The sequence below is a fragment of the Ruegeria sp. AB10 genome (assembly GCF_056542745.1).
The window spans coordinates 102728-119844 of record NZ_JBQGAI010000007.1 but is presented as its reverse complement, the minus strand read 5'-3'; the positions used below and the strand labels follow the sequence as shown (position 1 = coordinate 119844).

At 62.0% G+C, this 17117-nt stretch carries 19 protein-coding genes; 5 read left to right on the top strand and 14 right to left on the bottom strand.

Features of this window, described 5'->3' with window-relative positions; translation table 11 throughout:
• The first annotated feature begins 22 nt into the window (after window positions 1–22).
• The gene (locus ACR0NT_RS14655) at window positions 23–1063 is read left to right on the top strand and encodes an NAD(P)/FAD-dependent oxidoreductase (RefSeq protein WP_170446977.1); all 1041 of its coding nucleotides are present in this window, start codon (window positions 23–25) and stop codon (window positions 1061–1063) included.
• Here the strand turns inward: ACR0NT_RS14655 and ACR0NT_RS14650 are convergent.
• From ACR0NT_RS14650 to ACR0NT_RS14635, 4 genes are all read right to left on the bottom strand, one after another.
• The gene (locus ACR0NT_RS14650) at window positions 1055–1855 is read right to left on the bottom strand and encodes an HTD2 family dehydratase (RefSeq protein WP_170673194.1); all 801 of its coding nucleotides are present in this window, start codon (window positions 1853–1855) and stop codon (window positions 1055–1057) included. The two genes, ACR0NT_RS14655 and ACR0NT_RS14650, sit on opposite strands and share 9 nt — an antisense overlap.
• Before the next feature lie 38 nt (window positions 1856–1893).
• Complete coding sequence (locus ACR0NT_RS14645) at window positions 1894–2436, bottom strand: NAD(P)H-dependent oxidoreductase (protein WP_170673192.1); 543 nt, start codon at window positions 2434–2436, stop codon at window positions 1894–1896.
• A gap of 114 nt (window positions 2437–2550) precedes the next feature.
• On the bottom strand, window positions 2551–3222 hold the full coding sequence (locus ACR0NT_RS14640) for a YiaD family glycine zipper/OmpA-like lipoprotein (RefSeq protein WP_170446983.1): 672 nt from the start codon (window positions 3220–3222) through the stop codon (window positions 2551–2553).
• Window positions 3223–3340: 118 nt separating this feature from the next.
• The gene (locus ACR0NT_RS14635) at window positions 3341–4033 is read right to left on the bottom strand and encodes a helix-turn-helix transcriptional regulator (RefSeq protein WP_170446985.1); all 693 of its coding nucleotides are present in this window, start codon (window positions 4031–4033) and stop codon (window positions 3341–3343) included.
• Window positions 4034–4137: 104 nt separating this feature from the next.
• Between ACR0NT_RS14635 and ACR0NT_RS14630 the strand changes: the two genes are divergently transcribed.
• Window positions 4138–4323 carry a hypothetical protein gene (locus ACR0NT_RS14630; RefSeq protein WP_170446987.1) on the top strand — a complete coding sequence of 62 codons (186 nt, stop codon included), beginning with the start codon at window positions 4138–4140 and terminating at the stop codon, window positions 4321–4323.
• A 3-nt stretch (window positions 4324–4326) separates the two neighbouring features.
• On the opposite strand, the gene ACR0NT_RS14625 is transcribed toward ACR0NT_RS14630, so the two are convergent.
• Window positions 4327–4974, bottom strand: a complete 648-nt coding sequence (locus ACR0NT_RS14625) for an RluA family pseudouridine synthase (RefSeq protein ID WP_170673190.1) — start codon at window positions 4972–4974, stop codon at window positions 4327–4329.
• Between the two features lie 98 nt (window positions 4975–5072).
• On the opposite strand from ACR0NT_RS14625, the gene ACR0NT_RS14620 reads away from it, so the two are divergent.
• Both ACR0NT_RS14620 and ACR0NT_RS14615 read left to right on the top strand, forming a co-directional pair.
• Window positions 5073–5483 carry a nuclear transport factor 2 family protein gene (locus ACR0NT_RS14620; protein ID WP_170673188.1) on the top strand — a complete coding sequence of 137 codons (411 nt, stop codon included), beginning with the start codon at window positions 5073–5075 and terminating at the stop codon, window positions 5481–5483.
• A gap of 2 nt (window positions 5484–5485) precedes the next feature.
• Entirely contained in the window at window positions 5486–6190 is a 705-nt protein-coding gene (locus ACR0NT_RS14615; protein WP_480443286.1) for an SGNH/GDSL hydrolase family protein, read from the top strand.
• Here the strand turns inward: ACR0NT_RS14615 and rarD are convergent.
• The 9 genes from rarD to ACR0NT_RS14570 all read right to left on the bottom strand — a co-directional run bounded on the left by rarD (window position 6181) and on the right by ACR0NT_RS14570 (window position 16722).
• Window positions 6181–7086, bottom strand: a complete 906-nt coding sequence (rarD, locus tag ACR0NT_RS14610) for an EamA family transporter RarD (RefSeq protein ID WP_170446995.1) — start codon at window positions 7084–7086, stop codon at window positions 6181–6183. The genes ACR0NT_RS14615 and rarD overlap by 10 nt on opposite strands.
• Window positions 7087–7245: 159 nt before the next feature.
• Complete coding sequence (locus ACR0NT_RS14605; protein ID WP_170673186.1) at window positions 7246–9699, bottom strand: GcvT family protein; 2454 nt, start codon at window positions 9697–9699, stop codon at window positions 7246–7248.
• Between the two features lie 89 nt (window positions 9700–9788).
• Complete coding sequence (locus tag ACR0NT_RS14600) at window positions 9789–10754, bottom strand: helix-turn-helix domain-containing protein (RefSeq protein ID WP_170446998.1); 966 nt, start codon at window positions 10752–10754, stop codon at window positions 9789–9791.
• A 10-nt stretch (window positions 10755–10764) separates the two neighbouring features.
• Window positions 10765–11658, bottom strand: a complete 894-nt coding sequence (locus tag ACR0NT_RS14595) for a homocysteine S-methyltransferase family protein (protein WP_170673183.1) — start codon at window positions 11656–11658, stop codon at window positions 10765–10767.
• Between the two features lie 13 nt (window positions 11659–11671).
• A complete protein-coding gene (locus ACR0NT_RS14590; protein ID WP_170673181.1) occupies window positions 11672–12724 on the bottom strand; it encodes a zinc-binding dehydrogenase in 1053 nt (350 codons plus the stop codon).
• Between the two features lie 12 nt (window positions 12725–12736).
• Window positions 12737–13213 (bottom strand): cupin domain-containing protein, encoded by a 477-nt coding sequence (locus ACR0NT_RS14585; RefSeq protein WP_170673179.1) that lies wholly within the window; start codon window positions 13211–13213, stop codon window positions 12737–12739.
• Between the two features lie 17 nt (window positions 13214–13230).
• Window positions 13231–15678, bottom strand: coding sequence for a GcvT family protein (locus ACR0NT_RS14580; protein WP_170673177.1), 2448 nt, complete (start codon window positions 15676–15678; stop codon window positions 13231–13233).
• 16 nt (window positions 15679–15694) lie between these two features.
• Window positions 15695–16075: a GFA family protein gene (locus tag ACR0NT_RS14575; RefSeq protein ID WP_170673175.1), complete on the bottom strand. Its 381-nt coding sequence runs from the start codon at window positions 16073–16075 to the stop codon at window positions 15695–15697.
• A gap of 77 nt (window positions 16076–16152) precedes the next feature.
• Complete coding sequence (locus ACR0NT_RS14570; RefSeq protein ID WP_170447008.1) at window positions 16153–16722, bottom strand: XRE family transcriptional regulator; 570 nt, start codon at window positions 16720–16722, stop codon at window positions 16153–16155.
• Window positions 16723–16839: 117 nt separating this feature from the next.
• On the opposite strand from ACR0NT_RS14570, the gene ACR0NT_RS14565 reads away from it, so the two are divergent.
• Entirely contained in the window at window positions 16840–17115 is a 276-nt protein-coding gene (locus ACR0NT_RS14565; protein ID WP_170673173.1) for a DUF1294 domain-containing protein, read from the top strand.
• Window positions 17116–17117: the final 2 nt, after the last annotated feature.

The window sequence follows — 17117 nt, the reverse complement described above, 5'->3', positions numbered from 1 at the left end:
ACACTGAACAAGGAAAAGGGGAATGGCAATGGTCGATGTAACGGTGCGCGGTGCGGGCATCTTTGGCCTCTCCATTGCGTGGACCTGTGCCCGGCGCGGCGCCAAGGTGCAGGTTGTCGACCCCTTCGGCCCCGGCTCAGGCTCCAGCAACGGGCTGGTCGGTGCGCTGGCCCCGCATGTGCCCGAGAACTGGAACCCCAAAAAGGCCTTTCAGTTCGACAGCCTGATCATGGCCGAGCCGTTCTGGAAGCAGGTCGAAGCCACAGGGGGCGTTTCCCCCGGATATGCGCGGCTGGGCCGGTTGCAGCCCATCGCGGACGCCCGCACGCTGGAGCTTGCCCATGCCCGCGCGGTCACCGCTGCCGAACTCTGGCAGGGCCGCGCCGAATGGCGGGTGGTCGAGGCCGGGGCACTCGGGTCATGGTGCCCGCCCAGCCCGACCGGATTCGTGATCCACGACACGCTGAGCGCCCGGATGCACCCCCGCCGCGCCTGTGCCGCGCTGGTTTCGGCGTTGGCGGTGATGGGAGTGGACGTGGCAGCCGAAGCACCGGACCAGGGTCAGGTCGTTCACGCCACCGGTCTGGCCGGGTTGCAGGAGCTGAGCCAGGCCTTTGGCAAAACTGTCGGCAATGGCGTCAAGGGGCAGGCCGCACTGCTGCGCTTTGATGCGGGTGAGGTTCCGCAACTGTTTGCCGATGCGATCCATATCGTGCCTCACGCAGATGGCACGCTGGCGATCGGCTCGACCTCGGAACGGGACTATGATGACCCATCCAGCACCGATGATGCGCTGGACGACGTGCTGGAGCGCGCCACGCGGGCGGTGCCGGTGCTGCATGGGGCCGAAGTGATCGAACGATGGGCCGGGGTCCGCCCCCGCAGCAAAAGCCGCGCCCCGATGCTGGGCGCGCATCCTTTGCACAAGGGGCAGTTCATCGCCAATGGTGGCTTCAAGATCGGTTTCGGCATGGCCCCGAAAGTGGCCGAGGTCATGGCTGATTTGGTGCTGGACGGGCGGGACGCAATTCCTGACGGCTTCCGACCCGAGGCCTCACTCTGACAACGGCGCGGCCTCTGCCACCATGCATTGCCGCCCATCCGGCCCGCGCACCCACAGGGTTTGCCCGTTCCGGCACAGGGTCGCGGTTTCAAAATGCATCAGCGGCGCGGTCGCCCGGAACGAGAATTGCGTCAGCGGACCCATTACCTGTTCCGCAAACAGCATCAGATGCTGCGCCAGCAGCGGGCCGTGCACGACCAGCCCTGCGTAACCCTCGACGTCGCGGGCGTAGTCCAGATCGTAATGGATACGGTGCCCGTTGAAAGTCAGCGCCGAATAGCGAAACAGCACGGTGCTGTCGAAAGGGACGCTGCGCCGATCAGTCTCGTCAGTGCGGGCCATGGGCGGAACAGGTTTGACCTCGTTAGGTGATGGGTCCTGACGATAGACAATATCCTGCCATTCGGTCAGGCAAAGGGTATCTCTCTGCCAGACCTCGTGGCGCAAGGTGACGAAACCCAGAGGCCCGGTGCGCCCAGATTTCGAAGTCGCGAGTTCACAGACCGAGCGCCGCTCGGCCCCTGCCCCCGCGATCAGAGGCGTGTGGAAGCGCAGGCGACCACCGGCCCACATGCGGCGGGGCAGGCCCATGTCAGGGATCAGGCCGCCCCCCACCTTAGGATGCCCGTCACGACCCAGCCGTTCCGGAGCCTGCGGCGACCAGAAATAAAGCTGGTGAAAGAACGGCGGCAACGCTGCCCCCGCCGTTACCGTCGCCTCCTGCCCCAACGCCGCTTGCAAAGCAGCCGCGCGGGCCGGGTCGATCACGTCGGTCTGAATTTCTTCTGCCATAGCCGCAGACTAGGCAGCAAGATCCATGTCAACAAGCCTTAGAACCCCGCCTCGGCCCGCAATTTCTCCATCAGCACCCGCAAGCTGCTTTCATAGCGGTCGCTGGACAGTTTCCCATGCTCATCGAACTCGTTCGAGCTGTCGGCCAGATGGATTTCCGGCCCCTGCAGGATGCGCGGTTGGAACGGCACCATATAGCTGCGCAACACCATCTGCGCCCGTTCCCCGCCCGCACGGCCGGCGGCGGCCGACATCACCGCGACCGGTTTGTCGGCCCAGGGGCGGCCCTCGGTCCGGCTGACCCAGTCCAGCGCGTTTTTCAAAACGCCCGACGGGCCCTTGTTGTATTCCGGGGTGGAGATGATCACCGCATGGGCCTGCGCGATCTGATCGGCCAGCGTCTGCACCGCCTGCGGAATGCCCTCGCCATTTTCCAGATCACCGTCATAGAGCGGCAAGTTCAGATCGGCCTCGATATGGGTGCCAGGGTTGAACAGCCGTGCCGCTTCGCGCAGCAGTTTGCGGTTGGTGGCGTTTTGACGCAATGAGCCGGAGAGGCTCAGCAGGATCGGTTCGGACATCGGGAAACTCCGTCATGGTGTTTCCCAATAGCTAGCCCAAAGCCCGCGCGCACCAAAGCCCAGTTGACGCGCAGTCAATGTGCGAAAAAGGGCACCCGAGGGTGCCCTATCGCATTAGACGCTTCCGTTGGGGATGATCTCGATATCGACCCGGCGGTTGCGGGCCTTGCCTTCGGGCGTCAGGTTCGAGGCGGCGGGGCGGTTCTCACCCAGGCCGATTGTACTGATCCGGGCACCGCTGACGCCATTGGCCTGCAGGATATCGGCCACGGACCGGGCACGGCGCTCGGACAGGACCTGATTATAGGACGCCTCGCCATCGCTGTCGGTATGACCGATGACCTGAACGCTCGAGTTGGGGTACCGCGTCAGGTTCTGCCCCACCCGCACCAGATCGGCGCGCAGCGCCGGGCGCACGGTCGCGCTGTCGGTGTCAAACGAGATATCGTTCGGCACGGTGACGATCAGCCGGTCGCCCGCATTGGTGACGGTGATGCCCTGATTGGCCAGTTGCTGGCGCAGTTCGGCCGCCTGACGGTCCAGCTGGTTGCCGATCAGACCGCCACCGGCGGCCCCCACCGCGGCCCCGGCCAATGCACCCAGACCCGGATTCGAGTTATTGGCAATCGCGCCAACACCGGCCCCGACCAGACCACCCAAAAGCGCGCCCTGTTTGGCGTTCTGATTGGGATCGGACGGCAGGTTCAGCGTGCCGGGATCCGTACAGGCCCCAAGAAACATGGCCGAGCCCAGCCCGGCGGACAAAACAAATTTGGAAATCGTCATGATATCACCTTCTGCTCCGGCGCCCGTTTACCGGGCGCGTTTTGTTTGGCGCAGTATATCGCGCCGCCCGCAGGTGTTCTCAAGCAACAATCCGGTGAAATCGGCGAATACCCGCCACTTAAGACGCCCGTGCCGAGGCATCCCATTGGTTCTGCTCCTGCCAGAGCGCCCGCAGAGATTCGCCCTGCCCGCAAAAATGATCCTCGGTCAGGTCGCAGGCCCAGATACGATCGGTACGGAAATGGCGGAACCCTTTGCGCAGCTCGCACCAGGCGGCCAACAGGGTGCATTCGATGTGATAGATCAGCGCCACGGGGCGAACGATCCGGTCGGTCCGGACACCTTCGGCATTCACATAGGTGATGCGGATCTTACGCTCATTCCGGATCGCCTCGCGATAGTTCACAACCGGCACACAGCCTTTTTCAGGATCGTCCATCGGGGCTCCCCAGGGGGCCACCTGCAGCCAGTCGGCGGGCTCGCGCAGCGCCTCGATCTTGCGGCACACCCGGTCGGCGGCCTGTTGCAACGTGCTGTCCCCGGTGCGCGCCAGCATCGACAGGCCGACCCACAGCGCCTCGACCTCTTCGGCGTCAAAATTCAAAGGCGGCAGGTCATAGCCGCGCCGCATCAGGTACCCGACGCCCGCCTCGCCCTCGATGGGCGTACGCTGCGCCTGCAGGGCGGCGACATCGCGATAGACCGTGCGCGCGGACACTTCCAGCTTTTCAGCCAGCGTTTCAGCCGTGACCGGCGCCTCGGCAGCACGCAGAATCTGGATGATTTCGAACAGGCGGGTGGATCGGCGCATACGTTTCTCCGGGTTCATCTGCTGACACCCTAGCACACCCCCCTGACAGGGTGGTGTCAGGAGTGATGGGCGAGACTTGGTACCAGACGAAAAGGAGATCACCGATGCCAAGCCTCGAAAATCACGTGATGATGACCCTGAAACTGGGCCCCTGGGCGCAGGATCACACCCTGCGCGGCTTTGAGATCGAACGTGAGATCATGGCCGCCCGTCAACCCTGCGCCCCGCGCAAACGCCGCAGACGGTTTTCGCTGGGCAACCTCAAGATGCTGTGGACCAGTACGGCGTAAGGTTCAGAAATCCGCCTTGGTGCGGAACTTCATCGACGCCCCACCGTCTGGGTTCTTCAGGCGCAGTTCCTCGGAGTGCAGCATAAGGCGCGGGAAATCCCGCGCCGCGCCTTCGGCATAGAACGGGTCACCAAGAATCGGGTGGCCCAGCGCCAGCATATGCACCCGCAACTGATGCGACCGGCCCGTCTTCGGGAACAGGCGCAGACGGGTCGTGCGACCCTCATACTTCATGACACGCCAGTCGGTAACGGCAGGCTTGCCGGTCTCGTGGCACACCATCTGGCGCGGCCTGTTGGGCCAATCCACGATCAGTGGGAGATCAACGGTTCCGGTCTTATCCTCAACCTGCCCCCAAACCCGCGCCACATAGGTCTTGCGGGTCTGGCGGTTCTCGAACTGCATACTCAGATGGCGCTGCGCATGGGGCGTCTGGGCAAAGACCATCACCCCCGAGGTATCCCGGTCCAGCCGATGCACCAGCAATGCCTGCGGAAACGCCGCCTGCACCCGGCTCAGCAGGCAATCGGCCAGATGGTCGCCCCGCCCCGGCACCGACAACAGCCCCGAAGGTTTGTTCACCACAATCAGCTGCGCGTCCTCATGCAGCACGTCCAGAGGGGTCTTGGGGGGATCATAGGTCTCGCTCATGCGCGCCTGCCTATCGCAGCGCGCGACCTCCCGCAACGTCGCGCTTGCCTGAACGGAACGGTTCAGCAACTCTGCCCCCAAAGCGGAGAGGAGAACCCATGCACCCCACGATCGAACGCATGCAAGAGGTGGTCGCCAAGGGCGATGAGAGCCTGATCCACGAATTGCTGGCCGAGGATGTGCGCTTTTCCCCACCCACCTATTACAGCACCTGGACCGGACGCGAACCCGTGGCGGCGGTGCTGGGTCATGTGGGACAGGTGTTCTCGGATTTCCGCTATCGCCGCGTGATGGGTGAGGGCAAGGACTGGGCGCTGGAATTCCAGTGCAAGGTCGGCGATCTGGACGCCGTTGGGGTCGATCTGATCACGCTGAACGATAACGGGCTGATTCAGGAGTTCGAAGTCGTCATGCGCCCCTACAAAACCATCGGCGCCCTGCGCGAGGCGATGATGGCCCGCGTCATGACCGACCCGCGATTCCTTGAATACAAGAACGCGCTCAGCTGACCATGCCTGTTGCCGCCGATCAGCTGCTGCGCGTGCCATTGCTGCCGGTTCTGGCGGCTCAGGGCCTGTCAGTGCGCCGCAACGCCCAGATGCTGCCGGAACCCACCGGGCCACGCGAAGGGCGCGCGGGGCGCGGACCGCGGCGGCGTCTTCTGATCGCGGGCGACAGCTCTGCTGCCGGGGTCGGTGCCGGGACACAAGCACAGGCGCTGTCAGGCTACCTCGTGGCCCGGCTTGCCAAGCACTATACGGTCGAATGGCGACTTGAGGCCACAACCGGGCATACAACACAGGACACGATTGACCGGCTGCACGGCCTGAGTTGCCAGTTCGATATGGCCGTCACCGCTCTTGGCGTGAATGACGTGACACGCGGCGTGACACGCCGACGGTTCGTCGACCACCAGACCCGATTGCTGGAGCTTTTGACCGGCCCTCTGGGCGTGCGGCGGCTGGTGGTTACGGCTGTGCCGCAGATGCACCTCTTCCCGGCCCTGCCGCAACCTCTGGCGTGGGTTCTGGGATGTCAGGCCGCACGGCTGGATCGCGGTTTGCAACAGGTCGCGGTCAGTTTCCCACAAGCAAGACATCTGCAACTGGATTTGCCCAACGACCCGGCCCTGGCCGCGCCTGACGGCTACCACCCGAGCCCTAAAACCTATGCGATCTGGGCCGACGAGGCCGCCCGCCTCTTGCGTCAGGTCTGAGCCCGCATCTGCCGGATCATCGGGATCGAGTACACCACCAGCGCCGTCCAGATCAGCGGAAACGCGATCATACGCCCCCGGTCGATCTGTTCACCGAACACGGTGATCGCAGTGATAAAGATCATGGTCGGCGCGATGTATTGCAGAATGCCCATCGTCGACAGCCGCACCAGTTTCGCCCCGTTGGCATAAACCAGCAGCGGCACCGCGGTGACAACGCCTGCGCAGGCCAGCAACATGGTGTCCGAGGCCCCAACGCCGAAATGTCCCGTGCCCTGCACCCCCAGCCACGTGACATACATCAGCGCCGGGATCAGCAGGATCAGAACCTCAAGGAGAAACCCCTGATTTGGCCCAATCGGCAGCGACCGCTTGAAAAACGCGTAGAACCCCCAGCTGACCATCAGCCCCAGCGCAGGCCACGGCAGGCTGCCTGCCTCGACAACCAGAACCAAAACGCCCAGCGCCGCAATGGCCACCGCTGCCAGTTGCGTCTTCGTCAACGGCTCGCGCAGCAGAACCGCACCCAGCGCAATGCTGAACAGCGGATTGATGTAATAGCCCAGCGCCGCGTCCAGCGCCCGGTCATTGGCAATGGCCCAGACATATATTGCCCAGTTCACCGAAATCAGAGCGGCCGTTATGCAAGCCATCCCCAGCATCTTCGGGTTCGCCAATGCCACCTTCAGATCTCGCGTACGTCCCAAGGCCACCAGCAGCAGCCCCGCCACCGGAACCGACCAGATGACGCGGTGAGAAACGAGTTCAATTGGTCCAACATGAGACATCGCCTTCATGTAAAGCGGCAGAAAACCCCACAGGACATAAGCTGTCACGGCCAACGCCAACCCTTTGGGCGTATCTTCTCTGCTCGGGGGTGCGGGGGTATCTGCCACGGGGGTCTCCGACTGATATCAAGCCTCTCTACGGCAAATCAGACCGGATTGGGAACCGCGAAAACTGTGAAGCAAGCGATCAGGAATTCTGATACGTCGCGGTTACCACCGGCACCCCCAATAAAAGAGCCGGGGCGCCGCAGCGCCCCGACAATTTGATTATACTTTAACGCGTTCCGATTTCGGGTCGTACATCGGCTTCAACGATGCCTCGGCCCTGACCTTTACGCCGCAGACGTCGATCTCATAGGTCGAGGCCAGTACATCCGCCGCCTTTTCGCCCTCGCACGGCACGTAACCCAGACCGATGGCAGCGCCCAGCGTGTGGCCATAGTTGCCCGAGCTCAGATAGCCCACATACTCACCATCCCGAATGATTGGCTCATTGTGGAACAGCAGCGGTTCGGCATCGGTCAGCTTGAATTGCACCAGACGGTTCTTGGGACCGCTTTCCTTGCGTGCAATCACCGCCTCACGGCCGATGAAATCGCTGCCCTTGTCGACCTTGACCGCAAAGCCCAACCCGGCATCCACCACGTGGTCCTCGCAGGTGATGTCATGACCAAAATGGCGGAAGCCCTTCTCGATCCGGCAGCTGTCCATCATGTGCATACCGCACAGCTTCAGCCCCATGCCCTGTCCCGCCTCGTGCAGCGTTTCGAACGCGTGGCCAGCCATGTCGGAGGAAACATAAATCTCCCACCCAAGCTCGCCCACGTAAGTCACGCGGTGGGCACGGGCAAGGCCCATGCCCAGCTCGATCTCTTGCGCGGTGCCGAACGGGTTGGCTGCGTTCGAGAAATCGTTGGGCGAGACCTTTTCAAGCAGCGCACGTGCATTCGGGCCCATGACGGCCAGAACCCCTTCGCCCGCGGTCACGTCGGTGATGACCACGTTGAAGTTGTCCGCGTGGCGCATCATCCAGGTCTGGTCGGCCGGGCGCGTCGCCGCCGGTGTGACGACCAGATAGGCGGTTTCGGTCAGGCGGGTGACGGTCACATCCGCCTCGATCCCGCCGGTGCGGTTCAGAAACTGGGTATAGACGATCTTGCCATTGGGCACTGAATAGTCGCCGCCGCCAATGTAGTTCATGAACTTCTCGGCATCCGGCCCTTCCACGCGGATCTTTCCGAAGGACGACATGTCATACATGCCGACGTTTTCGCGGATCGCGCGGTGTTCAGCCGCCGAATTCTCGAACCAGTTCTGGCGCTTCCAGCTATACTGGTATTCACGCTCCTGCCCTTCATTGGCGAACCAGTTGGCGCGCTCCCAACCGGCGATTTCGCCCATGACGGCGCCCTGCTCCAGCAGGTGATGATGGAACGGCGTGCGACGCACCCCGCGCGCGGTCGCCTTTTGCCGATAGGGGAAGTGATCGGCATAGAGCAGACCCAGCGTCTCTTTCGAGCGCTCGAACAGGTATTTCTTGTTGCCCTGAAACGGCTGCATCCGACCGATATCCACGTCACCCAGATCAAAGGGTTTCTCACCACTATCCATCCATTCGGCCAAGGCCATGCCCGCGCCACCGGCGGATTGGATACCGATCGAGTTGAACCCAGCCGCGACCCAGACATTGTCCGTCTCGGGCGCCAACCCCAGGTGATAGGCGTCGTCGGGGGTAAAGGATTCCGGGCCGTTGAAGAAGGTGTGAATACCCGCCTCAGCCAGCATCGGCATCCGGTTGCAGGCCGCTTCGAGGATCGGTTCGAAATGGTCGAAATCCTCGGGCAGTTGGTCGAACTCAAAACTGTCTGGAATCCCGTTCATGGCCCACGGCTTGGCATTGGGCTCAAATGCGCCCAGCATCATTTTGCCTGCATCTTCCTTGTAGTAGGCGCATTCATCCGGCACCCGCAGAACCGGCATCTGGCTCAAGCCTTCAATAGGTTCAGAAACGATGTAGAAATGTTCACAGGCGTGCAGCGGCACATTCACGCCGGCCATCTTGCCGACCTCGTGCCCCCACATTCCCGCACAGTTTACTACCATGTCGCAGGCGATATGCCCTTGGGATTGCCCGTCATCACTGGTCCAGTCGACACCTGTCACACGGCGTCCGTGCCGGGAAATCCCGGTCACCTTCACCCGTTCCTTGATCACCCCGCCGCGTTGACGCGCGCCCTTGGCCAGCGCCAAGGCAATGTTGGCTGGATCCGCCTGACCATCCGTTGGCAACCAAACGCCACCTGCCACGCCGTCGAGGTTGATATGCGCATATCGCTCTTTGACTTCCGTCGGTGAAAGCTCTTCGACCGGCACGCCAAACGCACGGGCCATTGCCGCATTTCGGTACAGCTCCTCCAACCGCTCACCGGTCAGGGCGACCGAAACAGAGCCGACCTGACGCAGGCCGGTGGCGACACCGGTTTCTTCCTCGAGGCCCAGATAAAGCTCTGCGGAATAGCGCGCCAGTTTGGTCATGTTGGAAGACGCGCGCAGCTGCCCGATCAGACCGGCCGCGTGCCATGTGGTGCCGCTGGTCAGTTGCTTGCGCTCCAAAAGCACTACGTCGCTCCAGCCCTTCTTGGTCAGGTGATACGCGACTGAGCATCCGATAACGCCGCCGCCGATGATGACCACTCGGGCCTTGCTGGGAAGATCAACCATCCTGAAATCTCCGCTGTGTCAGGTTTGGGGCAAAATGACACGGAAGATCGACAATAAATGCACCAAAAGCGTCACAGTATCGGCAATTTTCACCGATGTGCCGCCGCCCGCTTTTCCCGTCGGACAACAAAGGGGGTAACGCCGAAAAAGCTCTTGTAAACAGAGGAAAACCCGTTCGGGAACCCGCAGGCCAGACCGATTTCGCGGACGCTCATGGTGGTGTTCAGCAGCAGGTTATTGGCCTTGGCCAGCCGCATTTCGCGGTAAAACCCATTCGGCGTGGTTCCAAAGTAGTTTTTGAATTTCCGCTCCAACGAGCGGTTCGACAGGTGCAGCGATTCGACGATCTGATGGATCGGCAAAGGATCTTCGATATTGGCCTGCATCAGCTTGATGCACTGATCCAGCTTGGCATCGCCCGTAGCTGTCAGCTTGGCCCCGGAAAACGGCTGCATCGAGGAAAAGTCGCGGATGTTTTCATGCAGCATGATGTCGGCCACCGTCATCTTGGCCGGGCCCGAGATATGGCGCCCGATCACTGCCAACGCCACATCCGTCGTCGCCTCCATCCCCGCGCAGGTCACCACCGCGCCCTGTTCCGTTGCAATTGACAGCTTGGCCTCGAACCGCGCCCTGCGCTCTCGGAGGAACGAAGCGTTTTCCCAATGTGTTGCCATATCGTCGGTGCCTTGTTCATCGATATAGCGGCTGGCGGCTTCGGCCAGCAGGAACACCTTGGCCCCGCGGAATGTGTAATCCGACACCACGCGCCCCAGGGACAGATCCGGGTGATCGGGGTCGGAATTACCGATTACGAACAGGTAATCCGCCTTGGGTTGGGTTGGCACAGATTCGGTTTGCACTACCGCATCGCTTCTGCTGGCAATCGGGCCGCCTTTCAGCGACCGATAAGAATAGCTGAACGGAGGCGACGGACACACACGATTGGCCAGCCGCAGCACCTCGACCAGCGAAGCCAGTTCCAACAGCACATATCCGGGCGCAACCAGGATATCGAAATGCAGCTGGGCCGAATTGTCCGCCGGGTTCCGCATCCTGTGTACCTCAGATGATCTGGTGACCGGCGGCGCGCAACCGGTTGGCCAGGGTTTCGATGTGATCCGGACCAACCTCGCAGCAGCCGCCCAAAATGGTCGCGCCTTGCGCAACCCATGCCATCGCGTGATCGGCATAGGCCTCGGGTCCCAAATCCTGACGCTGTTCCAGCGCATCTACGGTGGGCGCGTCTTCCAGAAACTTCTGGGTGATGCCGGTGAACCCGTTCGCATAGGCCCCATAGGGCCGGCCGAATTCGGCTATGATGTCCAAGGCGTTGGGAATAGCCTCGGGGCGCGAGCAGTTGATCAGCACGGCCTCGGGCGCGAAACGATCTACCACAGGAGCGATTTCGGACAGCGGCTCGCCCGAGCGCAGGCGCGTGCCGTCGTCATCCATCACCGTCAGCGCCAGCCAGACGGGCTTGCCGCCTTCCGCTGTACCCCGCAGGGCGCCTTCGGCCTCCTGAACCGAAGACACGGTTTCGATCAGGAAAAAGTCCACACGCTCCGCCATCATCCGCGCCAATTCAGCGAATTTCTCGGCCGCTTCATCCACGTCGGGTTTCAGGTCGGGCCGGTACGAGGCCAAAAGCGGCCCCAACGCCCCGGCAATACGCCCTCCGTTTGAACCGCGCCCCCGTTGGGCCTGCGTAACCGCAGCGTTGATCAGGTCAGCAAGCTGCGCCTCGATCCCTTCCCGCACCAGCCGGGACCGATGCACGGCATAGGTATTCGTGGTGGCGACCGACGCGCCGCGGCGGAAGTATTCGGCATGGACGTCTCCGACCAATTCGGGGCGGTCGATCATCACCCGGGTCGACCACAAAGGCGTTGGCCGGTCACCGCTGCGCTTGACCAGTTCCTGCCCGATTGAGCCATCCAGAAGAGTGATGTTTGCCATTTCCCCAGCCCTTTCACGGAATCAGAACAAGTTTGCCCGGGAATGCCTTGGATTGAAAATCCATCTGCGCCGCCGCAATGTCCTTTAGCGGATAAGTCTTTGAGATCAAGGGCCTGATCCGACCGGCATTGATCATCTCGACCAATCGTCCGAACACGTCAAAGGCCTGATGGGTGCAGCCGTGGATGGTGATGTCACGCAGATAGATGTCGCGCAGGTCGGCCTGAACGAGCGGTCCTGCAATCGCGCCCGACACGGCATAGTGGCCACCCGGCTTCAAGGCCAGTATCAGGCCGGGCCATGCCGGGCCGCCCACCACATCAATCACAACATCGAACATATCCGCAGGCAGCGCCGCATCGCGAGCAAAGGTTTCGATCGCGCCTTGCCCTTTGACCACCTCTGCCTTTGCCGGGCTGGTCACGCCCCAAACATTCGCCCCCCGCAGCGCCGCCAGTTGCACGGTGGCCAGACCGACACCACCGGACGCTCCGGTGATCAACACCTTTTGCCCCGCTGTCACACCTGCACGGGTCAGCAGGTTCTCGGCGGTGCCAAAAGCGCAGGGGATGGCGGCGATTTCCACATCCGACAGCGGCGAGGCGGTCACGTCATAAAGGTCATCCGCATCGACCAGGCAATATTGCGCAAAGGCGCCGTCCATTTCGGACCCCAACGCAATGAACCCGGTCGGATGGCCCGGACGTGGACGCGGCAGGTTAATCGGGCAAGTGACGCGCTGACCGGGCTGGAAACCCGTCTCAGGCCCGGCCAGTTCAACAACGCCGCACAGATCACCGCCCTGAATGCGCGGGAAGTGCAGTGCACCGCCCCAGCCTCCGGCCTCGACATCCTGATCGACGGCGTCGGTCGCGCCTGTCACGTCAGAGGAATACCAGCCGACCCGCGTGTTGATATCGGTGTTGTTCACCCCAGCGGCCAGAACCCGAACCAGTACTTGCCCCGGCCCGGGTTGGGGAACCGGGATGTCCTCACGCCATTGCAACGCCTCTGGCCCGCCGTGTTGGGTCAGGTACACACCGGACATGGTTTGGGGGAGTGTCATCTGCTGCCGCCTTCAGGTCTGATCGTCCGGATGTGGCGGAACCGGCCCCATCGGAATGATGTCGTAACGGGCATTCAGCGCGGCCATCTTAGCCTCATCCGCAAAATCGGTCTCGTTCATTGTCGCAAGCTCGGCAAGGAAGCCATCGAACCCCGAAGGCTGAAAGATCATCAGCATCCGCGCCGGTTCACCTCCGGCCACGCGGCACGCATGTGGCACGCCCGCAGGGACATGCATCGTTGTACCCGCCGTGCACCGGTGCCAGTCGCCATCGACACAGAAATCCACCTCACCGTCCAGAAAGTAGAAAGTTTCAGCGTGGCTGTCGTGGCGATGAAGGCCAAGCGCGAAGCTGGCCTTCAGATTGTCTTCCATGAGCGTATAGGCACCACCTGAGTCCTGACCGGACACCTTGACGAAGGTATGGTCATTTTCCCAGTCATAGTTGGGGCCCTCACCGGGCCCCAGTTTGGAGTATCGCTTGCTCATGGCACCTCCGTCCGGGGTTACACGCGCAGCCGCTCGTTCGCCGGATCCCAGAGCGGTTGGTCCTCTTGTACCACAGCGCGGTATTTCTGACCGTAGATTTCCACCTCAAGCTCGGTGCCCGGGTTGGCAGCTTCGGCCTTGACCATGCCCAGCGCGATAGATTTGCCGACGCGATAGCCCCAGGCGCCCGAAGTGGTTTCACCCACAATCTCACCGTTCTGCGAGATGCAAGACATGTAGGGCGCGTCGCAATCACCAGCCTCAACGGTCAGCGTGACAAAGGATTTCTTCACCCCTTGCTGCTTTTCGTTCTGGATCGCGGCCTTGCCGGGGAAGTCCTGCGGCTTGTCCAGCTTGACGAAGCGTTCCAGACCCCCTTCCAGCAGCGAGTAGTCGCTGGACAGATCGCCCTTCCAGGTGCGGTAGCCCTTTTCGATCCGCAGCGCGTTCAACGCATACATCCCGAACGGCGTTGCACCGGCATCAAGGATCGCCTCGTAGATCGCGAGCATGTCCTCGTTCAGGGCGTGGACTTCCCAGCCCAGCTCACCGGCGAAGGAGACACGGATCAGGAAGGCCGATTTACCGGCAACGGTGGCCGCCTGATGGGTCAGCCACCCGGCGGTCAGGTCCGCATCGGTCAGACCCGACAGGATCTCACGCGATTTCGGGCCGGTCACGATCAGCGTGTCGCGGGTGGTGGTGACGTCCTCGACCGAGACGCTGGCAGGCATGACCTTTGTCAGGATGTCACGGTCATGCCACTGTGCGGTGGCGGCGGTGATCATCATGAACTCATCCTCGCCCAGACGGACGCAGGACATCTCGGTCAGGATGCGGCCCCGGTCGTCCGAGATATAGACGAGGTTGATGCGGCCAACCTTGGGCAGACCACCGGTGATCAGGCCGCGCAGCGCCTCGGCCGCGCCTTCACCCTTGACCATGAAACGCGAGAAACCCGGCAGGTCGAGCACGCCGCAATTGTCGCGGACGGCTTCGCACTCTTCCTTGATGCGCTGTTCCCACGGCCCGAACCGGCCCCAGGTGTGGGTGGCGCCCTCAGAGGTATCGTCGCCCGGCTTGGCAAACCAGTTGGCGCGCTCCCAACCGTTATAGGCCCCCATCACGCCGCCCAGTTCCTTAACCTTGGCATGGACCGGAGACAGCTTCTTGTCCCGCGCCGCAGGCCATTCGTGATGCGGGAAGTGCATGGCGTATTCGTTGCCGTAAACCTCCATGCCTTTCTGGTTGCAGTAGTCCTGATCGGTATAGTCGGTGTAGCGGCGCGGATCGACGGCCCACATATCCCATTCGGTGTGACCATCGACGATCCATTCGGCCAGCACCTTGCCTGCACCACCGCCCTGCGCGATGCCGAAGGTAAAGCTGTGGGCTTCGAACGCATTTGTCACTCCCGGCATCGGGCCAATCAGCGGCAGACCATCGGGCGCATAGGGGATCGGACCATTGATGACGCGGCCCACACCCGAGGTTGCCATCAGCGGAACCCGCTCCATCGCGTCGGTGACGATGTCTTCGATCCGATCCAGATCGTCATTCCACAGCTGGAACGAGAAATCCTCGGGCATCGGATCGTCTTCGGTCATCCATTCGCCCTTACAGTTGGGCTCATAGGGGCCGAGGTTGAATCCGTTCTTTTCCTGACGCAGGTAGTACGAGATATCCACGTCGCGCAGCAGCGGCAGCTTGCCGCCGTTTTCCTTCGACCACGCCTCGACCTCGGGCACTTCGTCGGTCAGCAGGTACTGGTGACTCATGACCATCGCGGGCACGGTGCGGCCGCCGTACGCCTTGAACATCTCACCCACACGCTGGGCATAGTAACCGGCGGCATTCACAACATAGTCACAGGCGATGTCGCCTTTTTCGGTGTGCACGGTCCAGGTGCCGTCATCGTGCTGGGTGACGTCGGTGGCCGGGCAGAACCGGATGATCTTCTGGCCCAGGTCGCGCGCGCCCTTGGCAAAGGCCTGAGTCAGCTGCGCCGGGTCGATGTCACCATCGGTCGGGTCGTACAGCACGCCTTCCAGGTCATGGGTTTCGAGGAACGGGTAACGCTCTTTCGCCTGTTCCGGGGTCCACATCTCCATCGGGATGCCCTGATACAGGCCCATCGACATGGCGCGCTCGAATTCCTGCATCCGTTCCTTGCTGTGCGCCAGACGGATCGACCCCGACACGTGGTAGTTCATCGGATAGTCAACTTCGTCGGCCAGACGCGCATACAGCTCGGTCGAATAGCGCTGCATGTTCATGATCGCCCACGAGGTCGAAAACGTCGGCACGTTGCCCGCCGCATGCCACGTCGAACCTGCGGTCAGTTCGTTCTTTTCCAGCAGCACGCAGTCGGTCCAGCCCTTCTTGGCCAGATGATACAGGGACGAACAGCCAACGACGCCACCGCCGATGATGACCACACGGGCCTTGGTTGGAAAATCGCTCATGTGCATTGATCCTCTTTTACTGTGCCCGCTGGGGCAGATCGTCTGTGATGTCGTAGTAATCGCCCTTGTCGGCCACAAAGATGTGCCGGGCGAGGTGCAGTCCGGTGGGTTCGCTCAGGGCGCCCATGGAAATGGAAATCGTGTCCTCGTCATTGTGCTGCCAGAACAGGAAAGACCCGCAGGCACTGCAAAAGCCGCGCCGCGCGATGTCCGAGGCCCGGAACCAGCGCAGCGCATCGCTGGCGGCAAAGCTGAGATTGTCCTGATGGGTCGTGGTCGAGGCCCAGACATGTCCCGACTGTTTGCGACACTGGCCGCAATGGCAGGCCGATGGCAGCGACAGGTCACCGTCGATGGCAAACGAAACAGCGCCGCAGAGGCAGGAACCGGTATGCATTTGATTATCTCCTTGCTGCTGGCGCATGGCTGAGCGCTTTGCCAACCCCGCAAATGTTGAATGCGGAATCCGTCATGTCAGTACACAGGTGGCGCGATGACCCAGACGGCCACCGCAGGCTCATCATACGGGTTGGACCATTGATAGGGTTCGTTTTTGATGCGGAAGCTGTCCCCCGGACCAACCGAAAACGCGCGCCCCCCGATCACCAGGTCCAAACGACCTGACACCATATAGCCGACCTCTTGCGTTGGGCGGTCTGCCGGCGTCTGCATCTTTGAATGCGGCTCGAACGTGGAATGCACCATTTCGAAGTCATCGGTCAGATCGGGCGAGAGCAGCTCTTCGATCAGCCCTTCCTCGCCCGAGCCCATCGGGCGGCGCGATCCGGCGCGCACGACGTAACCCTGCTCGGCCACCGGCACCGAGGAATGCGCGAACAGCATCGACATCGGCACACCCAGACATTCGGCAATCTGACGCAGGTCCGAAATCGACGGGTCCGACATGTCCCGCTCAACCTGGCTGAGCCACCCGACAGAGCGGTTCAGACGTTCGGCAATTTCGGTCAGCGTCAGACCGCGCGCCTTGCGCAGGGCGCGGATATCCGCGCCAAGCGTCGCGCTTTGGGGGGCCTGTGTGTTCACCGATCGCTCCTGATTGTCGTGAAATTTTCTCCCTATTTTTCACGATGACCCGAATCTGTGAAAATTCCAAGTCTTTTTTCATTTGATACTGCAGCCCGGCGTGGATATCCCCCAAATATGTGGATCGCTGTGCTTTACCTGTGGGCAATTAACATCCTGAGCCTGCTGGCTTTTGGCTGGGACAAACTGCGCGCACGACGTCGTAAAGGACGCATCCCCGAGCGTAGATTATTATGGCTGGCAGCCCTGGGCGGTAGCCCTGGCGCAGTGATGGGGCGGTGGATATTCAACCACAAGACCCGCAAACGCGGGTTTTCCACGTGGCTGTTCGCTATCGTCTGCCTGCAGGCAGCGACTTGCTTTGCGACATGGCAGCTTTGGCACGCGGCCTGATG

Coding starts and splice junctions, on each gene's coding strand:
- ACR0NT_RS14655 (WP_170446977.1), top strand. CDS start 23: ATGGCAATGGTCGATGTAACGGTGCGCGGTGCGGGCATCTTTGGCCTC.
- ACR0NT_RS14650 (WP_170673194.1), bottom strand. CDS start 1,855: ATGGCAGAAGAAATTCAGACCGACGTGATCGACCCGGCCCGCGCGGCT.
- ACR0NT_RS14645 (WP_170673192.1), bottom strand. CDS start 2,436: ATGTCCGAACCGATCCTGCTGAGCCTCTCCGGCTCATTGCGTCAAAAC.
- ACR0NT_RS14640 (WP_170446983.1), bottom strand. CDS start 3,222: ATGACGATTTCCAAATTTGTTTTGTCCGCCGGGCTGGGCTCGGCCATG.
- ACR0NT_RS14635 (WP_170446985.1), bottom strand. CDS start 4,033: ATGCGCCGATCCACCCGCCTGTTCGAAATCATCCAGATTCTGCGTGCT.
- ACR0NT_RS14630 (WP_170446987.1), top strand. CDS start 4,138: ATGCCAAGCCTCGAAAATCACGTGATGATGACCCTGAAACTGGGCCCC.
- ACR0NT_RS14625 (WP_170673190.1), bottom strand. CDS start 4,974: ATGAGCGAGACCTATGATCCCCCCAAGACCCCTCTGGACGTGCTGCAT.
- ACR0NT_RS14620 (WP_170673188.1), top strand. CDS start 5,073: ATGCACCCCACGATCGAACGCATGCAAGAGGTGGTCGCCAAGGGCGAT.
- ACR0NT_RS14615 (WP_480443286.1), top strand. CDS start 5,486: ATGCCTGTTGCCGCCGATCAGCTGCTGCGCGTGCCATTGCTGCCGGTT.
- ACR0NT_RS14605 (WP_170673186.1), bottom strand. CDS start 9,699: ATGGTTGATCTTCCCAGCAAGGCCCGAGTGGTCATCATCGGCGGCGGC.
- ACR0NT_RS14600 (WP_170446998.1), bottom strand. CDS start 10,754: ATGCGGAACCCGGCGGACAATTCGGCCCAGCTGCATTTCGATATCCTG.
- ACR0NT_RS14595 (WP_170673183.1), bottom strand. CDS start 11,658: ATGGCAAACATCACTCTTCTGGATGGCTCAATCGGGCAGGAACTGGTC.
- ACR0NT_RS14590 (WP_170673181.1), bottom strand. CDS start 12,724: ATGACACTCCCCCAAACCATGTCCGGTGTGTACCTGACCCAACACGGC.
- ACR0NT_RS14585 (WP_170673179.1), bottom strand. CDS start 13,213: ATGAGCAAGCGATACTCCAAACTGGGGCCCGGTGAGGGCCCCAACTAT.
- ACR0NT_RS14580 (WP_170673177.1), bottom strand. CDS start 15,678: ATGAGCGATTTTCCAACCAAGGCCCGTGTGGTCATCATCGGCGGTGGC.
- ACR0NT_RS14575 (WP_170673175.1), bottom strand. CDS start 16,075: ATGCATACCGGTTCCTGCCTCTGCGGCGCTGTTTCGTTTGCCATCGAC.
- ACR0NT_RS14565 (WP_170673173.1), top strand. CDS start 16,840: ATGTGGATCGCTGTGCTTTACCTGTGGGCAATTAACATCCTGAGCCTG.